The sequence below is a fragment of the Burkholderia sp. Bp9015 genome (assembly GCF_003853505.1).
Classification (GTDB): domain Bacteria; phylum Pseudomonadota; class Gammaproteobacteria; order Burkholderiales; family Burkholderiaceae; genus Burkholderia.
Genome location: NZ_QTPZ01000003.1, coordinates 267273 through 280358 on the forward strand (window position 1 = coordinate 267273; position 13086 = coordinate 280358).

General features: G+C 70.0%; 12 protein-coding genes. 8 read left to right on the forward strand and 4 right to left on the reverse strand.

Going from position 1 to position 13086, the window contains the following annotated elements; genetic code table 11:
• Nucleotides 1-82: 82 nt before the first annotated feature.
• The gene (locus tag DIE12_RS05695) at nt 83-694 is read right to left on the reverse strand and encodes a helix-hairpin-helix domain-containing protein (RefSeq protein ID WP_124486283.1); all 612 of its coding nucleotides are present in this window, start codon (nt 692-694) and stop codon (nt 83-85) included.
• 286 nt (nt 695-980) lie between these two features.
• Here DIE12_RS05695 and DIE12_RS05700 point away from each other — a divergent pair, with 286 nt between their 5' ends.
• Nucleotides 981-1442 carry a MerR family transcriptional regulator gene (locus DIE12_RS05700; RefSeq protein ID WP_124520211.1) on the forward strand — a complete coding sequence of 154 codons (462 nt, stop codon included), beginning with the start codon at nt 981-983 and terminating at the stop codon, nt 1440-1442.
• Nucleotides 1426-1860, forward strand: coding sequence for a carboxymuconolactone decarboxylase family protein (locus DIE12_RS05705; RefSeq protein ID WP_124486285.1), 435 nt, complete (start codon nt 1426-1428; stop codon nt 1858-1860). The genes DIE12_RS05700 and DIE12_RS05705 overlap by 17 nt, the downstream gene beginning before the upstream one ends.
• 46 nt (nt 1861-1906) lie before the next feature.
• Here DIE12_RS05705 and DIE12_RS05710 read toward each other — a convergent pair whose 3' ends face one another.
• Entirely contained in the window at nt 1907-3838 is a 1932-nt protein-coding gene (locus tag DIE12_RS05710) for a sigma-54-dependent Fis family transcriptional regulator (protein WP_124520212.1), read from the reverse strand.
• A 523-nt stretch (nt 3839-4361) separates the two neighbouring features.
• On the opposite strand from DIE12_RS05710, the gene DIE12_RS05715 reads away from it, so the two are divergent.
• The 6 genes from DIE12_RS05715 (at nt 4362) to lipA (ending at nt 9788) form a co-directional block, all read left to right on the forward strand.
• Nucleotides 4362-5420, forward strand: a complete 1059-nt coding sequence (locus tag DIE12_RS05715; protein WP_124486287.1) for an ATP-NAD kinase family protein — start codon at nt 4362-4364, stop codon at nt 5418-5420.
• Nucleotides 5408-5560, forward strand: coding sequence for a hypothetical protein (locus DIE12_RS37985; RefSeq protein WP_185500396.1), 153 nt, complete (start codon nt 5408-5410; stop codon nt 5558-5560). The genes DIE12_RS05715 and DIE12_RS37985 overlap by 13 nt, the downstream gene beginning before the upstream one ends.
• Nucleotides 5561-5641: 81 nt before the next feature.
• Nucleotides 5642-6625, forward strand: coding sequence for a thiamine pyrophosphate-dependent dehydrogenase E1 component subunit alpha (locus tag DIE12_RS05720; RefSeq protein ID WP_124520214.1), 984 nt, complete (start codon nt 5642-5644; stop codon nt 6623-6625).
• Between the two features lie 70 nt (nt 6626-6695).
• Nucleotides 6696-7700 carry an alpha-ketoacid dehydrogenase subunit beta gene (locus DIE12_RS05725; RefSeq protein ID WP_044847261.1) on the forward strand — a complete coding sequence of 335 codons (1005 nt, stop codon included), beginning with the start codon at nt 6696-6698 and terminating at the stop codon, nt 7698-7700.
• Nucleotides 7701-7704: 4 nt separating this feature from the next.
• Nucleotides 7705-8820, forward strand: coding sequence for an acetoin dehydrogenase dihydrolipoyllysine-residue acetyltransferase subunit (locus tag DIE12_RS05730; RefSeq protein WP_124486288.1), 1116 nt, complete (start codon nt 7705-7707; stop codon nt 8818-8820).
• 2 nt (nt 8821-8822) lie between these two features.
• On the forward strand, nt 8823-9788 hold the full coding sequence (gene lipA / locus DIE12_RS05735; RefSeq protein ID WP_124486289.1) for a lipoyl synthase: 966 nt from the start codon (nt 8823-8825) through the stop codon (nt 9786-9788).
• A 15-nt stretch (nt 9789-9803) separates the two neighbouring features.
• Here the strand turns inward: lipA and DIE12_RS05740 are convergent, their stop codons facing one another.
• Together DIE12_RS05740 and DIE12_RS05745 are read right to left on the reverse strand one after the other, a co-directional pair.
• Complete coding sequence (locus DIE12_RS05740; protein ID WP_124520215.1) at nt 9804-11168, reverse strand: MATE family efflux transporter; 1365 nt, start codon at nt 11166-11168, stop codon at nt 9804-9806.
• A 2-nt stretch (nt 11169-11170) separates the two neighbouring features.
• Nucleotides 11171-12928 carry a glycosyltransferase family 39 protein gene (locus DIE12_RS05745; protein WP_124486291.1) on the reverse strand — a complete coding sequence of 586 codons (1758 nt, stop codon included), beginning with the start codon at nt 12926-12928 and terminating at the stop codon, nt 11171-11173.
• Nucleotides 12929-13086: the final 158 nt, after the last annotated feature.

Genomic DNA, 13086 nt, shown 5'->3' on the forward strand with positions numbered 1-13086 from the left:
TCACCTTTACTGAAAAGGGCGCCGTGACGACGGCGCCCGTTGATCGAATGCCGCGCGCACGCCATCGCGCACGCGGCGCACATCAGGCGCCCGACGCCGCGGCGGCGGAGGCTGCCTTGTCCTTCTTGCTCTTCTTCTTCGAACCCTTCGTCGCCTTCGTGGACGACGCTGCGGCCGGCGCGCTCGCGCCCGCGTCGGCGGAGGCCGCCGCGGCTGCGGCCGCCTTCTCCTTCTTCGAGGCGCGCTTGCCCTTGGCCGGCTTGGTCGCCGCTTCCGGAGCGCTCGCGGCCGGTGCAGGTGCCGCAGCCGTCGTGCCGGCCGTCGCGGTCGTCGACGTCGGAGCGGTGCCTGCCGGCGTCGTGGCCGACGTGGTCGACGAGGTCGTCGCGGCCGGCTTCGACAGCTTCACGCCCTTCGGCGGCGTCGACGAGCCGCCGATCGTCAGGCCGTTTTCCTCCAGATGCCCGACCGACTTCGTGCCGAGACCCTTCACGCGGTTCGCGAGATCGTCCGCGTCCTTGAACGGGCCGTTCTTGGTGCGTTCGTCGATGATCGCCTTCGACTTCACGGGGCCGAGGCCCTTCACCGATTCGAGCGCGGCCTGGTCGGCCGTGTTGACTTCGACGGCCGCGGCGAGGCCGGCGGCAAGCGACAGCGATAGCGCGACGAACAGCATCAGCAGCTTTTTCAGCATGGCAAAGGCTCCCTGGTTCTGACGGATGAATGGCTGTTGCAACGGACGGCGGGGCGAGGCCTGGCCGGGCGTCGCCGTTAAGCATAGGACAAATGCGTGCCCTTTTTGAGACAGGCTGACCGAATCTTGCTGAAGGCTTGCGTCGCTGTAAAGACGGAAAGCCGCGTCGGGTGGCCGTTTTGACCATTCTTTACGGTGTCCGCGGCGGTGATTCCAAATTGTTGTACTTGGCCGTGCGACAACGCTTGACTTAGAGTGAACTCTAACTCCTAACCTTGTTCCTGCCATGTCGAAAACCGTATCCAGATCCTCCACCGCCGGTCCGCTCACGATCGGGCAAGTCGCCGAACTGACCGGCGTGTCGACGCATACGCTGCGGTATTACGAGCAGGCCGGCCTGCTGCGCGCGATTTCGCGCACGGCGGCCGGGCACCGGCTCTACGCGCCGGCCGATCTTGACTGGCTGGGCTTCGTGATGCGCCTGAAGGCGACCGGCATGCCGATCGCGCAGATGCAGCAGTTCGCGGCGCTGCGTGCGCAAGGCGAGTCGACGTTCGGTGCGCGGCGGGACTTGCTGGTCGCGCATCGCGACGCGGTGCGCGCGCATATCGCGGAGTTGCAGGCAAGCCTCGACGCGATCGGCGACAAGATCACGTACTACGAGACGCAGGAACGCGAGACGGAACGACGGGCGAACCCTACTCACTCATTCTCGGAACAGGACGGACACCATGGAACGACTCGTTGAAGATCGCTATGCGCGCGGCTGGAACAAGCTGAAGGAAATCGACGGCGAAGTGGGCGAACGCGTGATCGCGTCGCTTGCGCCGATCGCGCCGGACTTCGGGCGGCTGATCGTCGAATTCGGTTTCGGCGACATCTACAGCCGGCCGCAGCTCGACCTGAAAGCGCGCGAGATCGCGACGATCGCCGCGCTGGCCGCGCTCGGCAACGCGCAGCCGCAACTGAAGGTGCATGTCGAGGCGGCGCTGAACGTCGGCTGCACGCGCGACGAGATCGTCGAGGTGTTCATGCAGATGGCCGTCTACGCGGGTTTTCCGGCCGCCCTCAACGCGTTGTTCGCCGCGCACGAGGTGTTCACGCGGCGCGATGAAGCGGCCGGTCGGGACGCCGGCACGACCGAAGCGGGCGCGCGCGCCGCGTGACGCGACGCGTGCCGGTGCGTCGGATGAACCGGATGCATCAGATGCTTCAGAGGCGGTGCGGCGCGACGATCCGGTGTTTCGCGATCCGCCGGTACAACGTCGCGCGCGAGATGCCGAGCGCCTGCGCGGCAGCGTCCGGCCGCCAGCGATGCGCGGTGAGCGCCGCGACGATGCGGCCGCGTTCGTCGTCCGGCAGCGCGCCGGCCGGGCCCGCGCCGAGCTGCGCGGCGAGATCGGCGGGCAGGTCGCGCCGCGTCACGCGTGCGGCGTCGCACACCGCGCACGCATAGCGCAGCACGTTGCGCAGCTGCCGCACGTTGCCGGGCCACGGATACGCGGCGAGCTGCTCGGCGAGCGTCGCGTCGAGCGTGAGCACATGGCCGGTCGCCTGCGCTTCCTCGGCGAACACCGCGGCGATCACGTCGCGCACGTCCGCGCGCTCGCGCAGCGGCGGCAGTTCGAACGTCGCGCCGCTCAGCCGGTAATACAGATCCTCGCGGAACGTGCCGTCGGCCACCATCCGCGCGAGATCGCGGTGCGTCGCGCAGATCACGTCGAGATCGACGCGCACCGGCGTATCGCTGCCGAGCGGGACGACCTCGCCGTCGGCGAGCACGCGCAGCAGGCGCGTCTGCAGCGTGAGCGGCATGTCGCCGATTTCGTCGAGGAACAGCGTGCCGCCGTCGGCGAGCGCGATCTTGCCGCGCGCGCCGTGCTTGCGCGCACCGGTGAACGCACCGGCCGCATAGCCGAACAGCTCGCTTTCGATCAGCGCCTCGGGCAGCGCGCCGCAGTTGACCGCGACGAACGGCCGTGTGCGTCGCGCACCGGCGTCGTGGATCGCGCGGGCGAACACTTCCTTGCCCGCGCCGGTTTCGCCAAGCACGAGAATCGGCAGCCGCTTGCTCGCGACACGCAGCGCGAGTTCGGCCTGCTGCGCGACCCGCGCGTCGCTGCTGTGCAGGAACGGCGTCAGCGCGCCGACGTGGCGCTGCGCGGTGCCGGGGCGGCGCGATGCCGGGGCGGCTCGTGCCGTGCCGGTTTCGCGGCCGGCGCGCCGTAGCGGCGCGCGCAGCCGTGCGTAGAGCGGGGCGCCCGTCGCGCGCAGCCGCAGCGCGACGATCGCATCGAGCCGCGCGGCGTCGCGCAGCGGCATCTCGGTCGCATCGAAGATCTCGTCGATATGGCGCGGTTCGCGCAGCGCCGGCAGCGCGTCGCGCGCCGTCCGGTTCGCGGCGACGATATTGCCGCATTCGTCGAACGCGATCAGCCATTCGGGTTGCGCCTCGACGTAGTGACGATTCGGATGCCCGAACAATATCCAGTGCTGCGCGGTGCTGTGCACGAAGTAGCCATCCTCGATCAGCGCCGCGCTCTGCCGCACGAGCTGGTACACGAGACGCTGGCTGTCGCGGCCGTCCGGCGACTGGACGGCCGACGCATCGAGCACGCCGATCAGTTCGCCGCCCGGCGCGAAGATCGGGGCCGCGCTGCAGGTGAGCGTGGTGAACGCCGCGCGGAAGTGGTCGGTCTTGTGCACGGTGATCGGCGCGAGATCGGTCAGCACGCTCGCGACGCCGCAGGTGCCTTCCTCGCTTTCCGACCAGCACGAGCCGATGTGCAGCCCCGCATGACGGAAGTCGTTGCGGCGTTCGCGGTCGATCCGGTAATCGATCGTCACGCCGTGCGCGTCGGTCAGCATCACGCAGTAGTCGGCGACGCGAATCATGTCGTGCAGGCGTGTCAGGCACTGGCCCGATGCGCGCAGGAAGGCCTCCTCCTTGTCGCGCACCTCGCGCAGCTCGGCCGCGGTCAGCACGCGCGGGCCGATCGACGACGCCGGGTCGAGCGCGTAGCGCTCGAGCGAGCGCTGCCACGACGACACGAGACGCGCGGAGTCGGCCGGCGCGGGCAGGCGTCCGGCGAGCGCGCCGAGCACACGGTCGGCGTGCTGGGCCTGGGGGACTGCGTAGGGCATGATCGGCTCCGGTTCCGTACGGCGGGGAATTCGATGTTCTTGTAGCACATCCGCTTGCGCGGATCACATTGCATCGCAGCACGCGCGCGGCGTGAGACGGTCGTCTCAGCGGTATCTCAGCCGGTCTCGCGCGGCTGAGACGCGCGGGCAGGCCGCGCGCAACGGTGGGCCGGCGCACGGCGGTGCGCGCCGCGCCGCGAGCCGCGTGGCTTGCCGGCGAAATTGCGGTCCGGATGAAGGCGCCGAAACCGGCGCGCCAGGAGATCGACCGCGTGAGACACACGGGCGGTTTCGCAGGGCGTCGGGCGCTCGCGGCAGCAGATGCCGATGCCTGGCGTACCGGCCGAGCCAGTCCACACGCGGGTTTCGCGGTCATTGCACACACGGTGGCACGCCGCTTGCAGATGTCACGGGCAAGCCGGCGCAATCGCGTCGGCGACGACGATCCGCTGCCCTCGATGACGGCGGACGACACATGCAAGGCCGGCGCGCGAGCGCCGGCCCACTGGATGGAGACAAGCCCGTGACGACGCCCGTGACCGTCGGCGTGATCGCGAACCCCGCATCGGGGCGCGACATTCGCCGCCTGACGACGCATGCATCCGTATTCCCGACGGCGGAAAAGGCCAACATGGTCGTGCGCCTGCTCGCCGGCCTCGGTGCGATGGGCGTCGAGCGCGTGCTGACCTTGCGCGACAAGACGGGCATCGCGACGCTGCTGATGCGTGCGCTCGATACGCATCGCGCGGTCGCGCCGCACGAGCGCTGGCCCGACGTCGAATTCGTCGACCTGCCGATCTCGGACACCGTCGCCGACACGCAGGCCGGTGCCGCCTACATGCGACGGTTGGAAGTCGCGCTGATCGTCGTGCTCGGCGGCGACGGCACGCATCGCGCGGTCGCCGCGCATTGCGGCGCGACGCCGCTCGTCGCGCTGTCCACCGGCACCAACAATGCGTTTCCCGAACATCGCGAAGCGACCGTCGCGGGCGTCGCGGCAGGACTTGCCGCGACCGGCGCCGTGCCGGCGGAGGTCGCGTTCATGCGCAACAAGCGGCTCGTCGTGCGCTGCGCGGCGGGCGCGAACGCGGGGCGCGAGGAGATCGCGCTCGTCGACGTATGCGCGGCCCGCCAGCGCTTCATCGGTGCGCGCGCGATCTCGGGGCCCGACGACATCGACACGCTCTACCTGACGTTTGCGGAGCCGGACGGCATCGGCCTGTCCGCGCTCGGCGGCGCGTGGGCCCCGCTCGAGCGCAGCGCGCCGCACGGGCTCGCGATGCGCTTCGCCGCCGACGGCAAGACCGCCGGCACGCCGCTCGTCGCGCCGATCGCGCCCGGCCGCGTCGATCGTGTCGTGATGCGCAGCTGCGAGCGGCTCGAGCCGAATGCGTGGCAGACGATCCCGTTCGAGCACGGCACGCTCGCGTTCGACGGCGAGCGCGAGATCGAGGTCGCGCGCGGCGAGCGCTACGAGATCGCGCTCGACTGGCGCGGGCCGTTGACGGTCGATGTCGGCCGCACGCTGCGTTACGCGTCGTCGCGGCAGCTGTTGCGCGATGCCGGCGCGTGGCGCTTCTGATCGCGGCTTCGCGACGACATCTCGATCGGATTCCGAACCTTCTACAAGGAGACTTCGCCATGACAGCCCGTTTCGACGAACCGGTCGCCATCGCGCGCATGCGGGCCGCGCGCGTCGACGGGCGCGTCACGTTTCACTGACGGCCGCAGGGCCGCCATGCAATCCGTCGCCGCAGCATTGTCGCGGCGGCATTCGCAGTCAGACCTATCCAGGAGACACACATGACCGTTTCGACACAGCTCAGCAGGGACACGCTGCTGGACGCCTACCGGCTGATGCGCACGATCCGCGAATTCGAGGAGCGCCTGCACGTCGAGTTCGCGACCGGCGAAATCCCCGGCTTCGTTCACCTGTACGCGGGCGAGGAGGCTTCCGCGGTCGGCACGATGCTGCATCTCGGACTTGCGGACTACGTCGCCACCACGCACCGCGGGCACGGCCACTGCATCGCGAAAGGCGTCGACGTGCACGGGATGATGGCCGAGATCTACGGCAAGAAAACGGGCGTCTGCCACGGCAAGGGCGGCTCGATGCACATCGCCGACCTGGCGATGGGGATGCTCGGCGCGAACGGGATCGTCGGCGCGGGCGGCCCGCTCGTGTGCGGCGCGGCGCTCGCGGCCAAGCACAAGAAGACCGGCGGCGTCGGCGTGTGCTTCTTCGGCGACGGCGCGTCGAACCAGGGCGTGATCTTCGAATCGATGAACCTCGCGTCGGTGTGGCGCCTGCCGGCGATCTTCGTGGCGGAGAACAACGGCTATGCGGAAGCGACGTCGTCGAGCTGGTCGGTCGCGACGGACAACATCGCCGACCGCGCGAACGGCTTCGGGATGCCGGGCGTGATCGTCGACGGCTTCGACTTCTTCGCGGTGCACGAGGCGCTCGGCGAGGCCGTCGCGCGCGCGCGCAACGGCGGCGGCCCGACGCTCGTCGAGGTGAAGTTCACGCGCTACTTCGGCCATTTCGAAGGCGATGCGCAGACCTACCGCGCGCCGGGCGAAGTGCAGAAGCTGCGCGACGAGAAGGACTGCCTGAAGCATTTCGAAGCGCGCGTCGTGCGTGCCGAGGTGCTGACGACCGACGATCTGCGCGCGGTCGATGCGCACGTGAAGGCGCTGATCGACGATGCGGTCGCGCAGGCGAAGGCCGCGCCGCTGCCCGACGCGGCCGACCTGCTGACCGACGTGTACGTGTCGTACCCGTGAGCGCGCTCTGACACAGCTGCCGGCGGCCGGCGCAGCCGGCACGGCGAACCGAATATCCCAGGAGACAGACATGGCAAGGAAGATCACTTATTCGCAGGCGATCAACGAGGCGCTCGCGCAGGAAATGGCGCGCGACGACAGCGTGATCGTGATGGGCGAGGACAACGCGGGCGGCGCGGGTGCGCCGGGCGAGGACGACGCATGGGGCGGCGTGCTCGGCGTGACGAAGGGGCTGTTTCACAAGTTTCCGGGCCGCGTGCTCGATACGCCGCTGTCGGAAGGCGGCTACATCGGCGCGGCGGTCGGCGCGGCCGCATGCGGGATGCGGCCCGTCGCGGAGCTGATGTTCATCGATTTCATGGGCGTGTGCTTCGACCAGATCTTCAACCAGGCCGCGAAATTCCGCTATATGTTCGGCGGCAAGGCCGTGACGCCGGTCGTGATCCGCGCGATGTACGGCGCGGGCCTGCGCGCGGCCGCGCAGCATTCGCAGATGCTCACGTCGCTGTTTACGCACATTCCGGGGCTGAAGGTCGTGTGCCCGTCGACGCCTTACGACGCGAAGGGGCTGCTGATCCAGTCGATCCGCGACAACGATCCCGTGATCTTCCTCGAACACAAGCTGCTCTACACGCGCGAAGGCGATGTACCTGAGGAATCCTATGCGATTCCGTTCGGCGAGGCGAACGTCGTGCGCGAAGGCGACGACGCGACGATCGTCACGTACGGCCGGATGGTGCATCTCGCGACCGACGCGGCCGCGAAGCTCGCGAAGGACGGCATTCACGTCGACGTGATCGACCTGCGTACGACGTCGCCGCTCGACGAGGAAACGATCCTCGAAAGCGCGGCGCGCACCGGGCGCGTGGTGGTGGTCGATGAAGCGAACCCGCGCTGCTCGATCGCGACCGACATCGCCGCGCTCGTCGCACAGCGCGCTTTCCGAACGCTCAAGGCGCCGATCGAGCTCGTCACCGCGCCGCATACGCCCGCGCCGTTCGCCGGCGTGCTGGAAGACCTTTACATCCCGTCCGCCGACGCGATCGCGCAGGCGGTACTCAAGACCAGGAGCTGACACGATGTCGATTCACATGATCACGATGCCCAAGTGGGGGCTGTCGATGGAGCAGGGGCAGGTCAACGGCTGGCTGAAGGCGATCGGCGAGCGCGTGACGAAGGGCGACGAAGTGCTCGACGTCGAGACCGACAAGATCTCGTCGGGCGTCGAGTGCGCGTTCGACGGCACGCTGCGCCGGCAGGTCGCGCAGGAGGGCGAGACGCTGCCCGTCGGCGCGCTGCTCGGCGTGGTGGCCGCGGCCGAGGCGAGCGATGCCGACATCGACGCGGCGATCGCCGAATTCCAGCGCGATTTCGTGCCGGCCGCGGCCGCCGACGATGCGGCCGGCCCGCAGCCCGAGAAGGCGCAGATCGGCGGACGCACGGTCCGGTTCCTGAAGCTCGGCGACGGCTCGGGCACGCCCGCCGTGCTGATCCACGGCTTCGGCGGCGACCTCAACAACTGGCTGTTCAACCACGCGGAGCTCGCCGCGCACCGGCCCGTCTGGGCGCTCGATCTGCCGGGGCATGGCGAGTCGGGCAAGGCAGTCGACACCGGCAGCCTCGACGAACTGGCCGATGCGGTGCTCGCGCTGCTCGATGCGCAGCACATCGAGCGCGCGCACCTGATCGGCCATTCGATGGGCGGCGCGGTGGCGATGACGTTGGCCGACAGCGCGCCGGAGCGCGTCGCATCGCTGACGCTGATCGCGAGTGCTGGGCTCGGCGCCGACATCAACCGCGATTACATCGACGGCTTCGTCGCCGGCAACAGCCGCAACACGCTGAAGCCGCACCTCGGCGCGCTGTTCGCGGACCACGCGCTCGTCACGCGGCAACTGGTCGAGGATCTCGTCAAGTACAAGCGGCTCGAAGGCGTGCAGGCCGCGCTGGAGAAGATCGCGAGCGCCGCGTTCGACGGTGCGGCCCAGCGGCGCGTGTTCCGCGACCGCGTCGGGTCGCTCGCGCCGCGCACGCTCGTGATCTGGGGCGAGCGCGACCAGGTGATTCCGGCGCGGCACGCGCAGGGCTTGCCGGACGGCGTGCGTGCCGAGGTGATCGCCGGCAGCGGCCACATGGTGCAGATGGAGGCGGCTGCCGACGTGAACCGCCTGATCGTCGCGTTCCTCGGAGACTGACGATGACCGCCGCGCTCGAACGACCCAGCCTCACCGCGCTCGGCCAGCCGGGCGCGCGCAGCCGCGACAAGCTCGCGCGCATTCCGGTGCGCGTCGAGCCCGCGGGCGGCGCGGCGCTGCCGAAGCCGCCGTGGCTGCGGGCGCGGCCGATGATGAGCGGGGCGGTCGCCGACATGGCGGCCGTGCTGCGCGAGCATCGGCTGCATTCCGTCTGCGAGGAGGCGATGTGCCCGAACATCGGCGAATGCTTCGCGCAGCGCACCGCGACCTTCATGATCATGGGCGGGCTGTGCACGCGGCGCTGCCCGTTCTGTGACGTCGCGCACGGCCGTCCCGAGCCGCTCGATGCCGACGAGCCCGCGCGGCTCGCGGCCGCGGTCGCGGCGCTCGGGCTGCGCTACGTCGTGATCACGTCGGTCGATCGCGACGACCTGCGCGACGGCGGCGCCGCGCATTTCGCTGCCTGCATCGCGGCGGTGCGCGCGAGCGTGCCGGGCATCGGCGTCGAGGTGCTGACGCCCGATTTCCGCGGCCGCGTCGCGCGTGCGCTCGATGCGTTGTCGTCGGCGTGGCCGGACGTGTTCAATCACAACATCGAGACGGTGCCGTCGCTGTATCGGGCGGCGCGGCCGGGCGCCGACTATCGCGGCTCGCTCGAACTGCTCGCGCACGCGAAGGCCGCGCGGCCGACGCTCGTGACGAAATCGGGCTTGATGCTCGGACTCGGCGAGTGCGACGACGAGGTGCGGGACACGCTGCGCGACCTGCGCGCGCACGAGGTCGACGTGCTGACGCTCGGCCAGTATCTCGCGCCGTCCGCGCACCATCTGCCGGTGCGACGCTACGTGAGCCCCGAGGCGTTCGCCGCGTGGCGCGACGAGGGGCTGGCGCTCGGTTTCAGGGAAGTCGTTGCCGGACCGCTCGTGCGGTCCTCGTACCACGCGGCCGACGTGCTGGAGGACGCGTAGGCCGCACGCCGTGCGTCATGCGCCGTATGCGCCGACGGCCGGTTGCGCGCGGCTGACGTGGCGCAGGTAGAGCGCGAGGCCCGCGCCCGCCAGCATCAGGCTGATCGTGTTCGCGAACCAGAAGCCGCGCGCGCCGGTCAGCCAGGCGGGGGCGAGGCCGCCGACGTCGAAGCCGAGCACGTAGCCGCCGCCAAGTCCGACGCCCCACAGCGCGACCGCATAGATCACGGTCGGCACGACCGCGACCTTGTACGCGCGCAGCACGAAGGCGGACGTGATCTGCAGCGCGTCGAAGAAGTGGTAGCAGGTGACGATCGCGACCAGCGGCAGCGCGGCGGCGGCCACGGCCGGATTCGGCGTGTAGCCGCTGACGATCAGCGGACGCAGCGTGAACACGAGCACGCCGTACGCGGCCGCGATCCCGCACGCGAGCATCACGCTGTGCCGGCCGAGCAGCCGCGCCTCGTCCGGGCGGCCGGCACCGAGCGCGCGGGCCACCAGCGTCGACGCCGCGACCCCGATCGACAGTGGCGTCATGTACAGCACCGCGCCGATGTTGCCGGCGATCTGGTGGCCGGCGAGCGTCGTCGTACCGAACTGCGCGATGAAGAGCGCCATGCACGTGTACGACGTGACCTCGATCAGGTACGACAGACCCATCGGCACACCGAGCTTCAGGATCGCCTTCTGGCGCGCCCAGACGGGCCAGCAAAAGCGCGAGAAGATCGAAAGCGGCGAGAACACGTCGAGCTTCGCGAGCAGCGTGAAGCCGATCAGCGCGAGCGCCCAGTTGATCAGCGTGCTGGCGAGCCCGCAACCGGGGCCGCCGAGGGCCGGCACGCCGAGCCCGCCGAAGATGAACCACACGTTGAGCGGAAACTTGAGCAGCAGCGCGCCGACCTGCAGGATCATCGCGAGGCGCGGCTTGCCGGCCGCGTTGGTCAGCGCGTTGTAGATCCGGAACATGAGGCTCGCCGGCAGGCCGTACGACAGGATTCGCAGGTAATCGACCGTGCGGTCGTGCAACGCGGGCGGCGCGTGGGCGATGTGCAGCAGCGGTTCGGGAAAATGCAGCAGCAGGAAGCCGGGCACCGCGAGCATCAGCGCGAGCCACAGCGCCTGGCGGACTTCCTCGCCGATCTCGGCGTAGCGCCGCGCGCCGTACAGCTGCCCGGTGATCGGCTGCAGCGCGGACAGGATGCCCGTCAACCCGATGTAGACCGACACGTAGATCGACGAACCGAGCCCGAGCGCGGCGAGGTCGATGGCCGAGTAGCGTCCGACCATCGCCGTGTCGATCACGCCGAACGCGATGATCGCGAGCTGGCCGACGAGCACCGGCCACGCGAGGCCGACGATCCGGCGGATGTCGGCGAACATCGTCAATCGACCGCCCGGTGGCGCGGCCCACGGCGCTTGACGGGCGCCGCCGGCCGCTCGATGCGCTCGTACAGGCGGAAGCGCTCGTCGCGGTCGGCCACGCGGCGGCCTTCCCATACGAGACGCCACACGTATTGCGACATCGCGCTCGGCTCGCCGAAGTCGGCGCGGTCCTGGCGCAGGATCACGTCGCAGTCGCCCGAGAATTCGAAGTGCATGTCGCCGAAATACGCGAAGGTCGCGATCTGCGCATCGCCGAGCCGCACGGGCGAGATGCACTCATAGTCTTTCGGCAGGTGCGACGCGATCTGTTGCGCGACGTCGCTGTAGGTCCGGCCGTAGTTGACGATCGGCAGCCACAGCGTCATCAGCAGCACCCACATCAGCGTGGTGCCCGCACCCGACAGCACGACGCTGCGCCACAGCACCTTCGGCTGGCGCGAGACGCGCCAGCGCGCGAGCAGGCACCAGCACACGGTGACGATCACCGCGCAGACGAACGACAGGATCTTGAAGTGCGGTTCGTAGCCCGGCACGAGGCGCGCGAGGTTGCGCGCGAGCGGATGCGGGAAGCCGGTGAGCGACGCGAGCCACACGAGCCACACGAAGGTGCCGAGGATCGTGAAGCTCAGCACCGCGAACCAGTCGAACGCGTTGATCGCGCCGCGCTTGAGGGTCGGCAGCGCGAAGGTGGCGAGCACCGCGAGCGGCGGCAGCAACAGCATGTACATGCGGTTCGACTGCTGGCTCTGCAGGATCACGAGCGCGACGAGCGGCACCACGACCGACAGTGGAATCGCGATGTGCGCGCGGCGGCGCATGCCGGCCCAGCTCCACCAGGCCCAGATCGCGAGCGGCCACGCGGGCCACGTGAACAGCGGCAGGTTCTTCGCCGCATAGGCGAGCACCGCGGTCGGCGGGCCCGAGAAGCGCATCAGGCTGCCGTGGATCCACTGGTTGAAGAACCACGCGGCGTCGTCCGGCGCTGCCTGGAAGGCGGCGAGCGGCCACAGCGCGAAGATCGCGGCCGCGAGCGGCAGGCCGATCAGCGGCAGGCGCAGGTTGCGCATCTCCGGCGTGACGAGCCACAGCGCGGCCGTGCCGGCGAGCAGCGCGACGACCAGCACCGGGTTGCCGGACAGCGCGACGAGGCCGATCGCGGCGCCCCACCACAGAGCACCCTGCAGCGGCTTGTCGATGCCGCGCACGATGCCGTACACGAACATCGCGATCCACGCGAACTGAGCGAGTTGCGGCGTCGTTTCGTGGCCGCGCTCCGCGAGCCCGAAGCATGCGACGAGGACCAGCAGCGCGCCGTCGGCGAGCGTGCGGCCGTAGTCGCGCGGCTCCGGCTCGCCGCCGAATGCGTACTTGAACGGCTGGACCTCGGCGCGCCGGCCGAGCAGATAGGCCGCGTACCAGACGAACGCGCACGCGACGCAGAACAGCACGCCCGTGTCGACGCGCGACGCGTTGCTCGCGTCGACCCACGGCGCCAGCGCGCGGATCGACAGCGCGCCGAGCCAGTAGGCGAGCGGCCCGTCGGTAGTGATGAACTTGCCGACGAGATTCGGCAGCAGCCAGTCGTGCCAGCCGCCGGTGGCCATCGTCCACATCACGCCGAAGCCCGCCGCGTCCTCGTTCTTCCACGGGTCGCGGCCGAACAGGCCGAACGCCGCGTAGACGAGGCAGAGCGTGAGCAGCAGCCAGCGCGGCAGCGCGCGCGTGGCGGAGGCGGTGAGGCGAACGACAGGCTTCATGCAGATGAGCGATTTGTTATGGGCGGGCGGCCGGTGCGGTCATGCGCCGACGGCGCGGATTCGAGCATCCGGCATTGTAGACGCGCCGGCCGTTGCGCGTCAGACGATTGCCCGGCCCCGGCCGCCGTGCGGCGTTGTCCCGGCGAGCGGCGACAAAA